At 40.6% G+C, this 16354-nt stretch carries 19 protein-coding genes, 1 tRNA gene and 1 pseudogene; 13 read left to right on the top strand and 8 right to left on the bottom strand.

Annotation, left to right across the window (positions count from 1 at the left end; genetic code table 11):
• Positions 1-219 precede the first annotated feature (219 nt).
• From Q0X72_RS08855 to moaC, 3 genes are all read left to right on the top strand, one after another.
• Positions 220-291: transfer RNA gene (locus Q0X72_RS08855), tRNA-Arg, on the top strand.
• Between the two features lie 80 nt (positions 292-371).
• Positions 372-815 carry a molybdenum cofactor biosynthesis protein MoaE gene (locus Q0X72_RS08850; RefSeq protein WP_297764230.1) on the top strand — a complete coding sequence of 148 codons (444 nt, stop codon included), beginning with the start codon at positions 372-374 and terminating at the stop codon, positions 813-815.
• 1 nt (position 816) lies between these two features.
• Positions 817-1245: a cyclic pyranopterin monophosphate synthase MoaC gene (moaC, locus tag Q0X72_RS08845; protein WP_297764227.1), complete on the top strand. Its 429-nt coding sequence runs from the start codon at positions 817-819 to the stop codon at positions 1243-1245.
• A 9-nt stretch (positions 1246-1254) separates the two neighbouring features.
• On the opposite strand, the gene Q0X72_RS08840 is transcribed toward moaC, so the two are convergent.
• Positions 1255-1965 (bottom strand): hypothetical protein, encoded by a 711-nt coding sequence (locus tag Q0X72_RS08840; RefSeq protein ID WP_297764224.1) that lies wholly within the window; start codon positions 1963-1965, stop codon positions 1255-1257.
• A 254-nt stretch (positions 1966-2219) separates the two neighbouring features.
• Between Q0X72_RS08840 and Q0X72_RS08835 the strand changes: the two genes are divergently transcribed.
• From Q0X72_RS08835 to Q0X72_RS08810, 6 genes are all read left to right on the top strand, one after another.
• Positions 2220-3620, top strand: coding sequence for an arginine decarboxylase (locus Q0X72_RS08835; protein ID WP_297764221.1), 1401 nt, complete (start codon positions 2220-2222; stop codon positions 3618-3620).
• The gene (gene speB, locus Q0X72_RS08830) at positions 3607-4551 is read left to right on the top strand and encodes an agmatinase (RefSeq protein WP_297764218.1); all 945 of its coding nucleotides are present in this window, start codon (positions 3607-3609) and stop codon (positions 4549-4551) included. Before Q0X72_RS08835 ends, speB begins: the two co-directional genes overlap by 14 nt.
• Complete coding sequence (locus Q0X72_RS08825; protein WP_297764215.1) at positions 4544-5515, top strand: deoxyhypusine synthase family protein; 972 nt, start codon at positions 4544-4546, stop codon at positions 5513-5515. The genes speB and Q0X72_RS08825 overlap by 8 nt, the downstream gene beginning before the upstream one ends.
• A gap of 2 nt (positions 5516-5517) precedes the next feature.
• Positions 5518-5832, top strand: a complete 315-nt coding sequence (locus Q0X72_RS08820; RefSeq protein WP_297764212.1) for a hypothetical protein — start codon at positions 5518-5520, stop codon at positions 5830-5832.
• 19 nt (positions 5833-5851) lie between these two features.
• Positions 5852-6268, top strand: coding sequence for a VOC family protein (locus Q0X72_RS08815; RefSeq protein WP_297764206.1), 417 nt, complete (start codon positions 5852-5854; stop codon positions 6266-6268).
• Positions 6269-6336: 68 nt separating this feature from the next.
• Positions 6337-6753, top strand: a complete 417-nt coding sequence (locus tag Q0X72_RS08810) for a RimK/LysX family protein (protein ID WP_297764203.1) — start codon at positions 6337-6339, stop codon at positions 6751-6753.
• A gap of 34 nt (positions 6754-6787) precedes the next feature.
• Here the strand turns inward: Q0X72_RS08810 and Q0X72_RS08805 are convergent, their stop codons facing one another.
• Entirely contained in the window at positions 6788-7726 is a 939-nt protein-coding gene (locus Q0X72_RS08805) for an NAD-dependent epimerase/dehydratase family protein (protein ID WP_297764200.1), read from the bottom strand.
• 64 nt (positions 7727-7790) lie between these two features.
• Between Q0X72_RS08805 and Q0X72_RS08800 the strand changes: the two genes are divergently transcribed.
• The 3 genes from Q0X72_RS08800 to Q0X72_RS08790 are packed head-to-tail and all read left to right on the top strand — an operon-like array spanning position 7791 to position 10424.
• Positions 7791-8285 (top strand): hypothetical protein, encoded by a 495-nt coding sequence (locus Q0X72_RS08800; RefSeq protein WP_297764197.1) that lies wholly within the window; start codon positions 7791-7793, stop codon positions 8283-8285.
• Complete coding sequence (locus Q0X72_RS08795) at positions 8278-8775, top strand: nuclear transport factor 2 family protein (protein ID WP_297764194.1); 498 nt, start codon at positions 8278-8280, stop codon at positions 8773-8775. Before Q0X72_RS08800 ends, Q0X72_RS08795 begins: the two co-directional genes overlap by 8 nt.
• A gap of 59 nt (positions 8776-8834) precedes the next feature.
• The gene (locus tag Q0X72_RS08790) at positions 8835-10424 is read left to right on the top strand and encodes a trehalase family glycosidase (RefSeq protein WP_297764191.1); all 1590 of its coding nucleotides are present in this window, start codon (positions 8835-8837) and stop codon (positions 10422-10424) included.
• A 61-nt stretch (positions 10425-10485) separates the two neighbouring features.
• Here the strand turns inward: Q0X72_RS08790 and Q0X72_RS08785 are convergent, their stop codons facing one another.
• The 4 genes and pseudogenes from Q0X72_RS08785 to Q0X72_RS08775 form a co-directional block, all read right to left on the bottom strand.
• Positions 10486-11184, bottom strand: coding sequence for a hypothetical protein (locus Q0X72_RS08785; protein ID WP_297764189.1), 699 nt, complete (start codon positions 11182-11184; stop codon positions 10486-10488).
• 140 nt (positions 11185-11324) lie between these two features.
• A complete protein-coding gene (locus tag Q0X72_RS13955; RefSeq protein WP_367180439.1) occupies positions 11325-11492 on the bottom strand; it encodes a hypothetical protein in 168 nt (55 codons plus the stop codon).
• Between the two features lie 95 nt (positions 11493-11587).
• Positions 11588-12106 (bottom strand): annotated as a pseudogene (locus Q0X72_RS13950) (NAD(P)H-binding protein); the annotation flags it as partial.
• Positions 12103-14385: a M28 family peptidase gene (locus Q0X72_RS08775; RefSeq protein WP_297764186.1), complete on the bottom strand. Its 2283-nt coding sequence runs from the start codon at positions 14383-14385 to the stop codon at positions 12103-12105. The pseudogene Q0X72_RS13950 and the gene Q0X72_RS08775, both read right to left, overlap by 4 nt.
• Positions 14386-14507: 122 nt before the next feature.
• Between Q0X72_RS08775 and Q0X72_RS08770 the strand changes: the two genes are divergently transcribed.
• On the top strand, positions 14508-14978 hold the full coding sequence (locus Q0X72_RS08770; protein ID WP_297764184.1) for a CBS domain-containing protein: 471 nt from the start codon (positions 14508-14510) through the stop codon (positions 14976-14978).
• Positions 14979-15022: 44 nt separating this feature from the next.
• Here the strand turns inward: Q0X72_RS08770 and Q0X72_RS08765 are convergent, their stop codons facing one another.
• Together Q0X72_RS08765 and Q0X72_RS08760 are read right to left on the bottom strand one after the other, a co-directional pair.
• Complete coding sequence (locus Q0X72_RS08765; protein ID WP_297764182.1) at positions 15023-15373, bottom strand: DUF2116 family Zn-ribbon domain-containing protein; 351 nt, start codon at positions 15371-15373, stop codon at positions 15023-15025.
• A 266-nt stretch (positions 15374-15639) separates the two neighbouring features.
• Positions 15640-16176, bottom strand: a complete 537-nt coding sequence (locus Q0X72_RS08760) for a GNAT family N-acetyltransferase (RefSeq protein WP_297764180.1) — start codon at positions 16174-16176, stop codon at positions 15640-15642.
• Positions 16177-16354: the final 178 nt, after the last annotated feature.

Here is a 16354-nt window from a genome sequence, read left to right as displayed (position 1 = left end):
TGATCATTTATTTAGGAAATACATTAAAAAATGTTTACAAGATGGCATATCTGCCATCTCTATTTAGGCCTCATAGCTGCCTGCCGGTTTACATGCCTTAGGCATGCAGGCAGGTTTAACGGATAGCCTCATCCTGATAGTTATCAGGATCGGGGGGAGTTTCCTAAATAGTTTCGTATTTCTATTAAAAAGTATTCATAAATTTGCATCCCACTAACTGGCCTCATAGTTCAACGGATAGAATAGAAGTTTCCTAAACTTTAGATCCAAGTTCGATTCTTGGTGAGGCTACAAGTATAGTGTAAATCCAGGTTCTCCCGATAGCAATCGGGACTGGGGAGACAACAAAAGAATAAAAGCGGGGAATCATCATGAAAAAGGCCAATAAAAAGGACGTGTTTATAGAGGGAGCAATAACGCCTGAATTTATCGCCAATTCAATTGCCAAACACCAATCCAAGACCCAGATAGGTGCCCATGATATTTTTTTAGGGCAGGTAAGGGCAGACACCCTGGAAGGAAAACGCGTAAAAGCGATAAACTATACCGCCTATGATTCCATGGCCAATGAGAAGTTCCATGAGATCAGGGAGGCCACTTTCAGCAAATTTGAATTGAGTTGTATGCATATTTACCACAGTTTAGGAACGGTAAATGTGGGCGAAATATGTTTGTTTGTATTTGTTTCCGCGCCGCATAGAAAAGAGGTCTTTGAAGCGCTTCACTATGTAGTGGAAGAAATTAAATCACAAGTTCCTATATTCGGGAAAGAGGTTTTCGAAGATGCCACTTATCAATGGAAAACAAATAAATAAAATGGTAGACATAACTCATAAAAAGAACACTTTAAGGACAGCTGTGTCTCAGGCAATCGTTGAGGTAAGTTCTGCAGAAACCATTAATGCGATAAAAGCATTAAAAGTCCCTAAAGGAGATGTTTTTGCCATGAGCAAGGCAGCGGGTTTACTGGGCGTTAAAAAAACCGCAGACCTTTTGCCAGACTGCCACCCTCTGCCCATAGAATTCACGGACATAAGCTATGAAATAGAAGGACTTCAGATAAAAATCGAGGTTACGGTTAAGACCAATTATAAGACCGGTGTTGAGGTAGAGGCCATGCATGGCGCAAGTATTGTAGCTTTAAACATGTATGACATGCTAAAACCCATAGACAAAGCTGTGGAAATTTCCAGAATAAAACTTCTTCGCAAAACAGGCGGGAAATCAGACATTGATAATTCCTAGAAATCCTATTTACCTTCTGGCCCAGATCTCATACATAGGCTCGCCTCTGCTGTTTTTTCCTGTATGGTGCCAGTCGTCTCCCTTAAGTTCATAGTTAAAATCTAATACGGCGCCTACACGGTCATTATCCCTGGAGAAGTACTCGATATTCTCAACGTAGATACCATCTTTTGAGGTAAAAGAACCTCCACCGGTACCTGAGAATCGCATGGTTTCTGTATGATAGGCGATCCATTGAAAATGCCCATCCATAAGGAATTTCAACGTTTTTCTCGGTGTGGAATCTCCCCTTCTATCCTGCCCTGTATCCGGGCCACGGGTGGCAAAGAGCCAGGTGCCATCCAGGTCCTGTGCCCTGGAAGGCGAAGCTTTTAGAATAAGTTCCTTCGCACCTTTCAGAACCAGCGTTTCTCCTTTAATTTCATATCCATAATGCACAACTTTGATGGAGTCATTTTCAAAATTGGAGTTAAATTCTAGTTTTATATTAAGCGAATCAGCGTCGGAGGTGTAATACCCTCCTATGGTACTTATAAAATTCGGAGGCGAGGTTTCATAGGTCGTATGCACAAAATAATCGCCGTTCAGTTTTACTTCGTGGTGTATATTGGTATCTTTTTCATCTCCGTGATATACATGTGGAGCTAGTTGTGCCTGCACAGAAGTAGTAAAAATAAAAGAGCACAGGGCATATTTAAAGTATAGAATAACAGTTTTCATAGATTAAATATATAAGTATCTAAGATACAAATAGATGTTGTAAATCTCATAGAATTCTCATTGTAGGATAGCTATTTTATATTGCTATTTAATATATCTATAATTTACCTTGTAAAATTGATATAAAATACTTGATTTTTACTTTTTTTTGATTTCATTTACACTGTAAATAATGATGAACTCATTAGTGAGGCAACACAACTAAAAATGCTTAGATACTTAAAAAGATATTTTAATTCCCACACTTTCTTTTAATGAATATCAAATACATAGATCTGATAGATCAAACCTATTATTTTCCTCAGGAAGAGTTTACCTTAGATGAGGACAAACTGCGTTTTCATGATATCCCATTGATGTCATTGGTTGAACAATATGGTTCACCCCTGAAGTTTACCTATTTGCCGAAAATTTCCAAGAATATAAAACGGGCTAAGGAATGGTTTGCCAAGGCAATAGAAAGGCACAATTATAAAGGAAAGTATATATACTGTTACTGTACCAAAAGCTCGCACTTTGAATATGTATTGCATGAAGCTTTAAAGAACGATATTCATATAGAAACTTCTTCGGCCTTTGATTTAAATATTGTTCAGCAGCTTAAGAAGGAAGGAAAGATCAAGGATAATACCTATGTGATCTGCAATGGCTTTAAAAGAGATCTTTATATTCAGAATATTGCTGATCTTATAAACAAAGGCCATCAGAACTGCATTCCTATCATTGACAATTATGAGGAGATCGATCTCTTAAGTGAGGCCATAGACGATCCTTTTAAAATTGGGATCAGAATTGCTTCTGAAGAGGAACCGAAGTTTGAGTTTTATACTTCAAGATTGGGAATTGGATATAGAAATATCGTTCCTTTCTATGAGAACCAGATCCGTGATAATGAAAAGGTGGAATTAAAAATGCTCCACTTCTTTATCAATACCGGAATACGAGACAATGCTTATTATTGGAATGAACTCGTAAAGTGTCTCAAAGTCTACGTGCGTTTGAGAAAACTCTGCCCTTCCCTGGATAGTTTAAATATTGGAGGAGGTTTCCCTACCAAGAACTCCCTGGCATTCGACTATGATTATGAGTACATGATAGACGAGATCATTAACCAGATCAATACAAGTTGTAAGGAGGCAGATATTCCTGTACCGAATATATTTACGGAGTTTGGTAGCTTTACGGTTGGAGAGAGTGGAGGCGCTATTTATGAAGTGCTCTATCAAAAACAACAGAACGATCGGGAAAAATGGAATATGATCGACTCTTCTTTTATTACAACATTACCAGATTCCTGGGCCATCAATAAACGTTTTATCATGCTGCCCATCAATCGGTGGAACGACGAGTACGAACGTGTATTACTTGGAGGACTTACATGTGACAGCGACGACTATTACAACAGTATTCAGGATATGAATGCCATTTATTTACCTAAATTTAAAAAGGAAAAACCATTGTATATCGGCTTTTTTAATACCGGAGCCTATCAGGAATCCATAGGTGGTTTTGGAGGACTGCAACATTGCCTTATTCCAACACCAAAACATTTATTAATAGATCGGGATAAGGACGGAAAATTGGTGACAAAACTATTTAGTGAACAACAAAAAGCATCGGAAATGCTTAAAATATTAGGATATGAAGACAACTAAGAATTATGCCGGAATTCCGGATGAATTCGCACAACTTGAGAAATCAAAAGTGGTTCTTATCCCTGTTCCGTATGACGGTACAAGTACCTGGGGGAAAGGAGCGGAAAAGGGTCCTGAGGCGCTATTGGAAGCCTCAGAGAATATGGAGTTATACGACATAGAAACAGACACTGAAGTTTACAAACAAGGAGTGTATGTTGCTGAACAGGTAGCAGAGCTATCATCTCCGGAAGCCATGGTCAACAGTGTACACAATAGAACAAAAGACTATATTAAAAGGAACAAATTTGTTACCCTCGTAGGCGGGGAACACTCTCTTTCTATTGGATCTATCCGGGCCTTCAACGAGTGCTTTGACAATCTTACCGTGCTACATATTGATGCTCATGCAGATATAAGGGAGTCTTATGACGGCACCCCATACAATCATGCCTGTGCAGTGTATGAGGCTAGTCAGAACACCAACCTGGTGCAGGTAGGGATAAGAAGTATGGATGCTATTGAAATGACCTTGATGGACACGGAAAAGACCTTTTTTGCTCATGAAATGGTAGATGATGAATACTGGATGGATAAAGTAGTAGAATTGCTGACAGATAATGTCTTTATCACTTTTGACCTGGACGCTTTGGACCCTTCCATCTTACCTTCTACAGGAACCCCGGAACCGGGTGGCCTTTTATGGTACGAAACCCTGGAATTTTTAAAAAAGGTCTTTGAAGAGAAGAATGTAGTGGGATTCGACCTTGTAGAGCTGTGTCCGAATGAACAAGACAGATCATCTAATTTTCTGGCAGCGAAGTTGTATTACAAAATGCTTAGTTATAAATTCATGAATGAAGATGTAGAGGATGAATATGACAATACCTACGACCTGACGAATAGTGCTGGAAATAATTCAGCTTCTAAATTTGATGACGAAAATGAATAAAGGACCCATTTCGGATTTTATTTCAAAATACTATCTTCATTTTAATGCCGCCGCATTAGTAGATGCAGCCAAAGGATATGAACAACAGCTAGACAATGGAGCTAAGATGTTGGTGTCCCTCGCAGGTGCCATGAGTACAGCCGAATTGGGAAAGATCTTTGCCGAAATGATCCGCCAAGATAAGGTGCATATTATTTCATGCACCGGAGCCAATCTGGAGGAAGATATCATGAACCTGGTGGCACATTCGCACTATAAACGTGTACCAAATTATCGTGATCTAACACCTCAGGAAGAGTGGGGATTGTTAGAAAAGGGTCTAAACAGGGTAACAGATACCTGTATCCCGGAGGAGGAAGCCTTTAGAAGACTACAGCAGCACATCCACACACTTTGGAAGGAAGCTGAAGCTGACGGGAAACGTTATCTCCCGCACGAATTTATGTATCAGATGTTACTTTCGGGCGTACTGGAGGAACATTATGAAATAGATCTCAAAGATTCGTGGATGTATGCGGCTGCAGAGAAGAACCTGCCTATTATTTGCCCTGGATGGGAAGACAGCACCATGGGAAATATTTTTGCTTCCTATGTCCTCAAAGGAGAGTTACAAGCCTCTACGATAAAATCAGGGATCGAATATATGACCTTTCTGGCAGATTGGTATACTGATAATTCCACAAAAGGCATTGGCTTTTTTCAAATCGGGGGGGGAATAGCGGGTGATTTTCCTATTTGTGTGGTGCCCATGCTCTATCAGGATATGGAAAGAACAGATACACCCTTTTGGAGCTATTTCTGCCAAATTAGCGACAGTACTACGAGTTATGGCAGTTATTCCGGTGCCGTACCTAACGAAAAGATCACCTGGGGTAAATTGGGAATTGAGACCCCAAAATTTATAATTGAGAGTGATGCAACTATTGTTGCTCCTTTAATTTTTGCTTATCTTTTGGACATGTAATTATGGATAATTTAAAAAGAGTAATCGTAGATTTTAAGAAGCTCACGCCAGAGGTGTTAAAGCTTTTGGTGGAAAGATATCCGGACGGATATGATGATGCGCACATAATCACTTTCAAGAATGCCAGTGGGGAACGTATTGAGGCCGTAGAGGTTATTACACACGATACCAAATACCTGGTAAAGATCAGTGCTAAACTTGAGGTCACTATGGCCAATTATGATGAAGATGATTACGAGGATTTTGAGGATGATGATCCGGAAGCGATCCCAGATGTAGAGATTAAGGATGAAGAAGATGATGACAACGATGATTAGACATATCAAGTAAAACCATATGAAAAACAGCGCTTTTCACCTAGCCTTACCTTGCTACAGTGTTACCAAGACCAAAAATTTCTATATAGATATCATTGGCGCTAAGGTAGGACGTCATTCCACCCAATGGGTAGACATCGACCTGTTTGGAAATCAGATAACCTTTACCAAGTCGGGTGAATTTTCTTTTAGTTACAAGTCCTATAAATTTGGAGATACAATACTGCCCTCATTTCATTTTGGAGTTATTCTCGATGAGAAAACCTGGGACTTCACCTTTAATCGACTCTCCGATAAAAGAGAAGAACCTACCGTGGCGACTACTTTTTTAAGAGATAAGAAAGGGGAACATACCTCATTCTTCGTGGAAGATCCCAATGGTTATGTAGTGGAATTCAAAAAGTTTAAAGATTCTCAACAAGTGTTTGCAACTTAAAAGAATATCGTTACAGATCTTTGTTAAAATAGGCAACTACTTATATTGCTGTTATATCCCTGAAGAAAATGCTAAAGATCATAGGTAGTGTTGAGCGTTGTGCCCTTAAAGAACTGGGGATCTCCAAAATTGACGCCCGCATTGATACCGGTGCAAAATCGTCCTCCTTACAGGCCACCAACATTGTGGCCTTTAAAAAGAAAAAGGAAAAATGGGTGAGATTTGAAGTTAATTATGTTTTAGACGGCAATCCTATTTCCATAATATGTGAAACACCTGTGCTTACTAGAAGAAGAGTAAAGACCTCAAATGAAAATTCCGAAAAACGACTTATGATTAAAACGCCAATGACCATAGGAGACATCACCTATGATATTGAGCTCAACTTAGCAAACAGGGAAAGCATGGAATATCAGATGCTTCTTGGTAGGGAAGCCCTTAACGACCGCTTTCTGATAAATCCTTCAGAATCCTTCCTGCTTTGATACTGGACGTTAATTAAAGTAGTTCACAACTAACTTAGCTGAGGTTTTCCAACATTTCCGTTGTAGTTCGCTTTAGATCAAATTCTGGTTTCCATCCCCAATCCTTTCTGGCCTGCGAATCATCTATGCTACAGGGCCATGAATCGGCTATAGCCTGCCTGAAATCGGGATCGTATGAGATGGTAAACGTGGGTAGCATTGACTGAATACTTTTAGCGACCTCTTCGGGCGCAAAGCTCATAGCCCCCAAATTGTATGAAGATCGTATAGAAAGTTTAGAACCATCACTTTCCATTAATTCAATAGCAGCCCTTATGGCATCATCCATGAACATCATGGGTAATTTGGTGCCTTTTTTAAGAAAACTGGTGTAGCTCCCTTTATTTATCGCCTGCACATATATTTCAATGGCGTAATCTGTAGTGCCCCCACCAGGTTGGGTTTTCCAACTAATAAGCCCCGGAAACCGAACACTGCGTACATCAACGCCATACTTGGCATGATAATATGAACACCAGCGTTCGCCCGTTTGCTTGCTAATGCCATACACCGTGCTTGGTTCCATTAAGGTATGCTGCGGTGTTTTTTCCTTTGGAGTATTTGTACCGAAGACCGCAATACTTGAAGGCCAGAAGATCTTATCGATCTTCTTTTCTTTAGCCAAATTAAGAACATTAAAAAGAGAGTTCATGTTGAGGCTCCAGGCGCGTTCCGGAAATTTCTCAGCCGTGGCACTTAGCATAGCAGCCATTAAATAAACCTCTTCAACTTCATAATGCATTACAATATCTTCCAGGGCATCATAGTTGGTAGCATCGAGTATCTCAAAAGGCCCTGAAGACAATGAAGTATCTGTACTTTCTCGTATATCACTTGCAATGACGTTCTCATTCCCATATTTATCCCGTAACGCAATAGTTAGCTCAGTACCTATTTGGCCGCAGGCTCCTAAAATGAGAATAGATTTTTGCAATATGAATGGAATTATTGAAGTTCCTTCCAAAGATAGCTTTTATTAAAATTTGTACATTCGTTCTATGAAAAAAATAATGTCCATATTCTTCTTAATACTCCTCTCAGTTGCCTGTCAGGAGTCTGTCTCAGAAAATGCGGACAAAAAGAAGGAGCAACAGTTTTTCCAGGTTGAGGCGTTACCACAAAGGGTTAACTTAAATGCCAAGGCCTCTGACATTTCAAAGGAATGGATCGAATTCAACGCATTGAATACAGGTTTTGACGCTTTGTTTACCGTTGAGAATGAGGAAGACCTGGCGTTTGTATTAGACGACCTTGTAGAAAAACAAAAATCATTGGAAGAATCCGAATATCCTCCCGCTTTTGACCTCCCACAAGTAAGGAGCAGACAAAAGGTTATGAAAACCTTTATTCTAAAAACCAGGGCAGCGGTAGATTACCGTGTAGATGCTACGGAACCGGCTGTTGAAATGATGGAAGCCTATAATGACATGCGCAATCAATTTAATGTGATCGTAAACAATACCCTAGACACTCAATTACTATTAGATGAATAAACTACCAGGCATCTTCTTTGCCCTCACTGTACTCTGTCAAATTCAGGCTCAAACTACTGAAAAGGATCTAATTCATACCACAATAGACAGTTGGCATATAGCTGCCGGAGAGGCCAAGTTTGAAAACTATTTTGGTTTGCTAACCGAAGACGCAATATTTATTGGTACCGATGCAGCTGAAGTTTGGAACAAAACCGAGTTTATGACCTTCTCAAAGCCTTATTTTGATCAGGGAAAAGCATGGGACTTTAAGGCCATCCAACGAAACATCTATCTGGATCCATCCGGAAATGTAGCATGGTTCGATGAGCTGCTGGCTACCTGGATGCAACTCTGCAGGGGATCGGGTGTACTTAAGAAAGAAAATGGGAAATGGAAGATCGCGCATTATGTCTTATCCCTCACCATCCCCAATGAAGAGATAGATCCTGTCATAGCACTTAAAAAGGAAAGAGATAGTACCTATGTTAAAGGACTTATCAAACAATAAAAATTTACCAATTAAGGGCCCACTAACAAGCCTTAAAGTTTTATTTATACACCCGATCTATGAAATATTTTAATTATTTTTTACTGCTCTCCTTTCTCCTTATTACAGGATGTAGACAAGAACAAAAAAAGGTTTCAGCGACCGATTTTTACAACACTGAACTCTTTATGGAAGTTCAGTTACAAGCCATCTTTAAAGACTCCAAAACCTTTGTAGACCTTGTGCCAGACAGACCTTATGCAGAATTAGCTGCTATGTATGAAGAAGAAAAGATGGCTGATGATTTCTCTCTGAAAGACTTTGTTTCTGCTCATTTTACGGATCAATTTATATCAGGACAGGTCATCGTTACAGATACCACAAAGACCATGTACGAGCATATCAGCAGTATGTGGGGTAAGCTAACAAGAGGGCCAGATATCGTCCTAGAGAATTCTTCCAGAATAGCGTTGCCTTATAAGTATGTAGTGCCCGGAGGACGTTTCAGGGAGATTTACTACTGGGACAGCTATTTTACACTCGAAGGACTTTTGGTTGATGATCAGGAAGTGCTTGCCAAAAGTATGGTAGACAATTTCAGTTTTCTCATTGATTCGCTTGGCTTTATACCCAACGGAACTCGGAATTATTACCTCAGCAGATCGCAACCCCCTTTCTATGCCTTAATGGTAGATGCCATATCGCGTGAAGATCCGGAGATGTTCACTGAATATTTCCCTATGATCCTGAAAGAATACGAGTTTTGGATGGCGGGCAAGAAGGAGGTTAAAGGGATACATACTCCAAATAAATACGTGGTTAGAATGGGACAGGAGTTTTTCCTGAATCGCTATTGGGATAGCGGCACCTCACCAAGACCGGAATCGTACAAGGAAGATTTTCATTTGGCGTTCGAATTATCCTCCAAGGCAGATAAGATCACGCTCTATACAAATATGCGATCTGGCGCTGCATCTGGCTGGGATTTTAGTAGCAGATGGTATACCAAAGAAAATGATTTTGGATCTACTAAAACAGCAGATATCCTTGCCATAGATCTGAATTGCCTGCTGTATTTTATGGAAAAAAGCATCGCAAAAGGCTATGAATTGAACGAAGATGCAGAGAATCAGGAATTGTTCCTCACCAAAGCTGAAGAACGAAAAGCAAGTATACAAAAGCTATTCTGGAATGCAGATGAAAATTATTTTTATGATTATAATTTCACCCAAAAGGGTTTTGCCAGAACGCCTACTTTGGCCGGGGCATTTCCGTTGTTCTTTGAACTTGCTTCTGAGGAACAAGCAAAAGGCGTTAAGGATAAACTTATGTCCGACTTTCTGAAGGACGGAGGTCTGGTGACCACTCTGGAACATTCCGGACAGCAATGGGATGCACCTAATGGATGGGCACCCTTGCAGTATATGGCCGTTCAGGGTTTGTTGAACTATGGCTATATAGATGAAGCAAAGACCATTATGCAACGCTGGCTGGCACTAAATGAACGTGTTTATAAAGACACCGGGAAAATGATGGAAAAATACAATGTAGAAGACATTAGCCTGCTTTCCGGGGGAGGCGAGTACGAAACCCAGGATGGTTTTGGTTGGACAAACGGAGTTGCCCTGGTCTTTAAAAAGATGTTGGATGAAATGGAACCAGAGGAATAAATAGACCTTGAATCGTAACAAGATCAATAATAAAAAGGGGAGGCATTTGCCTCCCTTTTTTTTAATTCTTCTTCTCTTCCGGATTGTTCTTTCTGGACTCCAAAGCTTGTTTGCTAAGACTTGCCAGATTAAAATTAGGATCGAGCGCAAGAGCTTCATCAATGCTGGCTATTGCAGTTTCGATATTGGCCCGGTCTGTATTGTACTGTACCAAACCTTGTAAATGCAGTAAGGCTGCCTTTAGTGAAACTTCGTAGGGTTGTTGTCTTTCGTAGAAAGCGTAGGTCATACCTTCCTTAACTGCACCAAGTGCAAACTCTATATTAGCCATGGCACCGGTGTTATCTCCGGTTTGGATCTTAAGATCTGCCAATTCATAGGCCAGATAAGGATTAGGAGATCGTAGGTACAAAACCTCAAATTGCTCTAAAGCGCGTTTGGGCTGGTTCAATGCCTTTAAACTAATCGCCTTTACCTGCACAGCCAGATCAGAATCGGAGGCATCCTTTTCTATCCCTATGGTATTCAGGGCCTGCATATGCTGGTTGTTATTGGCATAAACATAGGCGAGTGTATCTCTTCGTTGCTGTGAGGGCTGAAGTACAATTAAGTGAGTTAGGGCGTTGATCACGCCGCTTACGTCACCCTGAGCTTTCATCTCATTATAAAAAGCTTCGTAATGAGTCTTTAATTCTGAAGTAGTTTGGCCATAACTGCACAAACTAACAGCAAAAAGGAGAATCGTAATTCTTGTTTTCATGAGCTTAAAATTAGTGCGGCAAAATTACTACTTTTTTTTTGGTCTTTTCTTATCATAAACCTTAAAATGACGCAATTAAGGAGTAGCATAAGAAAGAATATGCGACTTTTTAGGAGGAAGAATCTATAGGGGTCATAAATTTAAATTTCAAGGCATCCAGCGTTTTTGTTTTTATGAGCTTCCCCGTTTTGCCCGCATACCCTTTTGTATAATCTGGGACAGGTAGGCCCCTTTTGGTGGCTTCTTTGGTATAATAAGCCCTTTTGGTTGGATGGTCGGGGTACACACCATTCATTAGCTTCCCCCACCACTCATTGGTAATAATGCTTGTCAAAATTAAAAGGCAGTCCTCTAAGTGGATCAGATTAATAGCATCGTCTCCATTGGTTAGTTCATGTTGTCCGGACAAATAGGTCACCGGGTGGCGATCCGGACCTAGTAAGCCCCCGAAGCGCACAAGGGTGGCCTCCAGATCTTTATCGGCCATAAATAATTTCTCTGCGGCCAGTAGCTTTTTAGCTGAATCGCTGCCGGGTTTGGGAACCGATTTTTCCGTGACTTCCCCCTGCACCTCTCCGTATACAGAAGTACTGCTTACAAAAATGATCTTCTTTAGATGCATGATCTTACACGCCTCATATAAATGAGTCATTTTACTCAAATAATCCTCTTCCGTTGCTTTTCGCTTGGGAGGCACATTGATGATCAGGATGTCTATGTCTTTCAGGAAATCTATTAAAGAACCTCTAACTCCTTCGTTAAATAGTTCCACATAGTGCGGCAAAATACCTTCATTGCCAAGAATATCCATATTGGCCTTGGTAGTAGTAGTACCACTTACAAGGTAGTCCATAGAAATAAGGCGTTTGGCAAGGGGAAATCCCAGCCAGCCACAACCTAATATTCCAATATGTGGTTTCAATGGCGTATGGTTTTTTTAAGGATGATGGCGTCGTTCAGTACAAAAGGCATCGGGATAAGATCTTTTGGCCGCTGAGGGATAGAAAACATTGCATGTTCTAAAAGATCATTGGAAGCTTCATAAAGAGTGAGTTCCAACTCCGCTCCAGCAGGGATGCTCAACTCCAGCATGGTGGAGTCGTTATCAGAGATGTAATGTGTAAATAATCGGGCACTTTTGCGTTCCTTTAAATAGAATTCAGAGAGTTTAATGCCATTTACACTGGCCCTTTTTATGGGGGTAGCATCTGTATACACATCCAGCCTATGTACGCTTCGTTGTGGAAAAATGCCAACCTCCAGAATTCTGTTTCCATTCAGGGTAGTGTCTTTTTCAATGGTTACCACAGGTCCGGTTATATCCTTTACAGGCGCTGTTGCCACTTTTGTGAACCTGGAATTGTATTTGCTGTAAATGGTGGTACTACTCGTTGTTTCCGGCAATGTATTCTCCGAACCTAGTATTGTTGAGGTCCAATCGGAAAGCTGATGTTCATAAGTAGCCCACTGTGCCTTTTTAGTATCCGTGTCCAGGATATAAACCAAACTACTCGGTTTTGCATTTTCTTCAGTAAAGCCCGATTGAAAATGTGCCATTGCCATTGCACCTAGAAAGCCAGTAAATAAGAGTGAACCTAAAAACTTTTTCCTAGGATACCTGCGCAGTAGAGGTAATAGCAACCAAAACGTAAGCGTGGCAAAAAGGGTAGTGGTCACCAACATTTTAAGGCCAAGGGCTATAGGAAACATAGCTATATATGGGGAATAGATAAATATAGCCGGTAGCGTCAGAAATAAGAGTAAAAACGGATCAGGTTCTTTTTGATAGATCGAGATGGCAAGACAAACGAGTAGCGCAAATACGGGTAAGATAAAAAAACTGGCACCAGGCAGGTATTGTGCTAACGCCCAACAGATCAGTAACCAAAGTAATGCAGGAGCCACCAGAAGGTTAGGAATGCTGATTTTTTTAAACATGTGATACGCCCAGAAACAGATCGCCAAGGAGAAGAGGGCAAAAGCCAGAATGTAAGTGTGGCCATTATAGGTAAAACCTTGTAAAATATCTTTATATCCCGGATAGAGTGCTGTGATCATTGTCCAGGCAAAATACCCTAACACACCATTGATGAGCAGAGTGGACAGTATCGGGATAAAGCCCAGAAACACTTCTTTTATGTTTAAACTTCCATTTCTGAATCCCAGCACCAGCAAAACGAGGAAAACGCCCAGAGCAAGCAGCCACATGGGCCATATCCAGTCAAAAGGATAGGATACCATCTTAAATACCGGGATGTTGAAATAAATGTAGTCATTTAGGCTTTTGAGATTACCCAGATCTGCCTCACTAAAATGGGTCAATAAGGGCATTAGATAACTGCCCAGATGTGTGAGCGAATTGCGGTCTAATCTTTTATAGGAATCGCGCACCGTATGGTAGTCAAAATGATCATCGAAAAAGGCAAAGAAAAATCCTTCGATGTCCTGGTCTTCTCTAAAAACCGTAAGGTCTGTATCATTCGGCAACAATTTATAAATACTATATGCCAGCGAATTGGTGACCGGGAATTGTGGATTTGCCGTTATAAATTCTTTGAGGAGGCCCTCATTTCCGCGGTTGGTCTCCATAAACATATTGCCTGGTCCTCCGCTGCCGCGTGCCTCAAAATTAAGCACCAGGCCTACATCTTTTGTCCAGGGGTGCTGGTTGGCAAAAAGATCCGCTCCGTTCAGGCCTAGCTCTTCGGCATCTGTGATCAGAATAATGATATCGTTCTTTGGGGTCACATTCTTCGCCAGATAGGCACGAATGCCTTCCAGAATGGTGGCCACACCGCTACCGGCATCGCTTGCGCCCAGAGAAGAGTGGGGACTGCTATCATAGTGGGAGAGAAGCAGCAATGCCTTTCCTTCTCCTGATCCCTGGATCCTTGTTACAATATTGACAGCTTTGCTATAATTGGCCCAATCACCTGCCGTATACCCTTCCTGAAGGGACACTTCCAGCCCCATGTTTTCCAGTTCAGCCACAATATATGCTCTTACGGTTGCATGGGCCGGGAACCCAACGGCATGCGGCTGTTTTGAAATTACTTCTACATGTGATAAAGCTTTGTCTGTAGAAAAACCGTATTCTTCCTCCACACTGGTATTGCCATTTTTGGGCATCAGTGATCTATAACTCCAAAAGATTGCCAGGATTAAAAGGGGAAGGGTGACCCAAAGCCTACTGTTTTTCATGCTAAATAAAATCTCCGTTAAAAGTAAATAATTCTGGCGGGTCTATACCGTTTGACGACTAATTTTAGAAGATTCGCCTAAAATATGTATATTTAAGGCTAACCATTTTAAAACGAACAGGTATGGGTATTAAAAGTTTTATGGGCCGCAGAGCCAAGGAAGTGTCCAAAAAAGAGTACGATGCCCCTATTTTGGTGGAAGATTATATGTCTAAAAAACTGATCACCTATAGTCCTGAGGATTCAATACTAGAGGTGATGGAGTCTTTCGCAAAAAACCATATTTCCGGTGGTCCCGTATTGGATGACAATGGATTTTTAGTGGGGATCATTTCGGAAGCAGACTGTATGAAAGAGATCTCTGAAAGCCGATATTTCAATCAGCCTATCCTTGACAAAAGTGTTGAGAAATTTATGACCAAAAAGGTTGAGACCATTCCACATGATATTAGCATTTTTGATGCTGCCGGGGTGTTTCACAAGAACCATCGCCGCCGTTTACCGGTCATGAAGGAAGGCCTGTTGGTAGGGCAAATAAGTCGTAAGGATATTGTAGTGGCTGCATTAAAGCTTACCAGTCACAATTATCAATAGAAAAAAAATAATTCTTATAAAATAGCCCTGGACATTCTCTGGGGCTATTCTCTTTTTACGATCATAAAGTAGTCGTTCTCCAACGGCAGGTATCCCAGGTCGTAGACAAAATAATAGGTTGTTCCTTTCTTGGTAGTGTAAAGGTTGGTAAGATATTCAAAGTCGAATCCTTTATCTAGCAGTCTCGTCTTGGTTGTCTTTGTTTTGCCATCTTTTAAGGGGTAACTGTCCAGGATGCGGTAATTCTTCCTCAGGCGGTTATTGATGTTACGCACCAGATTTTTACTGTCTTTGTTCAGCTTGTTGTTGTAGGCATTACGGCAGTAGTCCGAACAGAACTTCTTGTCTACCCTCCCTTTAATAGGTTCTCCGCACTCTAAACACTGCCTTTCCAAAATAACTCGACTTTATATGAAATTACAAAAATTTCCTGCAAGCAACTTACAATGAGATGTTGATTCCGCATAGAGAATTTCTTAGTATCCCACAGCCGCTCCATCCGGGCTGGAGAAATCCGAAACCGCAATGTAAATACCTTGTTCTCCTGAATTTATTTATGATGAATAGGTTTTGACGTATTTATCGATAGTATTTTAATCATTTAATACGTTGGTCCCCTTAGCTATCGGGCTCAATGCAATATTCTATAAAAAGTAATTATTTAATATGCATTATTTTTTGAGAAAAGCTTTTGATCGCACCAATACCATGCAGCATCTTTAGCGCCAAGTTCATAGGGGGCATATTGGTAGAATTCCATCCCAACTTTTTCCATCACCCTGATAGATGCCTTATTCTCTTTCATAGCAATTGCAATGATCCTTTTTAGGTTGAGAGTATCAAATCCGTACTTTAAAATGGCATGAGATGCCTCCGTTGCAATACCCAACCCCCAGTATTCGGGCAAGAATCTATAACCAAGATCAATTTCATCAAATTCAGGCAGATAGAGCAAACCCGCCCAACCTACAAATTTCGTTCCCTCTTTTAAAAAAGTGGCCCACCTTCCAAATCCATATTTCTCATAGTGTTTAATTCTTCCCCAAATTGCTTCTTCCATTTCTTCCAAAGATTCAACCACAGCTTCCCCCGTGTACTTTTGTACCTCCGGATCTGAATGCAACTTAAATAGGTCCTCTTTGTCATCCAGAGTGATCTCTCGTAACAATAGCCTTTCTGTTTCTATCAGGGTTTTCACTTTTATGGCTTATAACTGCTCCTTAAATTTATACATTATATTTTTTATTAGCTGTATAACACTTTTTTTCACATAAGTTGTAAGCTACGGTTTTTATTACGGTGTTTCAATTTTATTACCTACTGTAAACGCTACACTTCCTTATACAAAAAGACCCATACTTTTAGTCTTATATCAC

It is taken from the genome of uncultured Muriicola sp. (assembly GCF_947258935.1).
GTDB lineage: Bacteria > Bacteroidota > Bacteroidia > Flavobacteriales > Flavobacteriaceae > Muriicola.
This window is presented reverse-complemented; position numbering and strand designations above follow the sequence as displayed.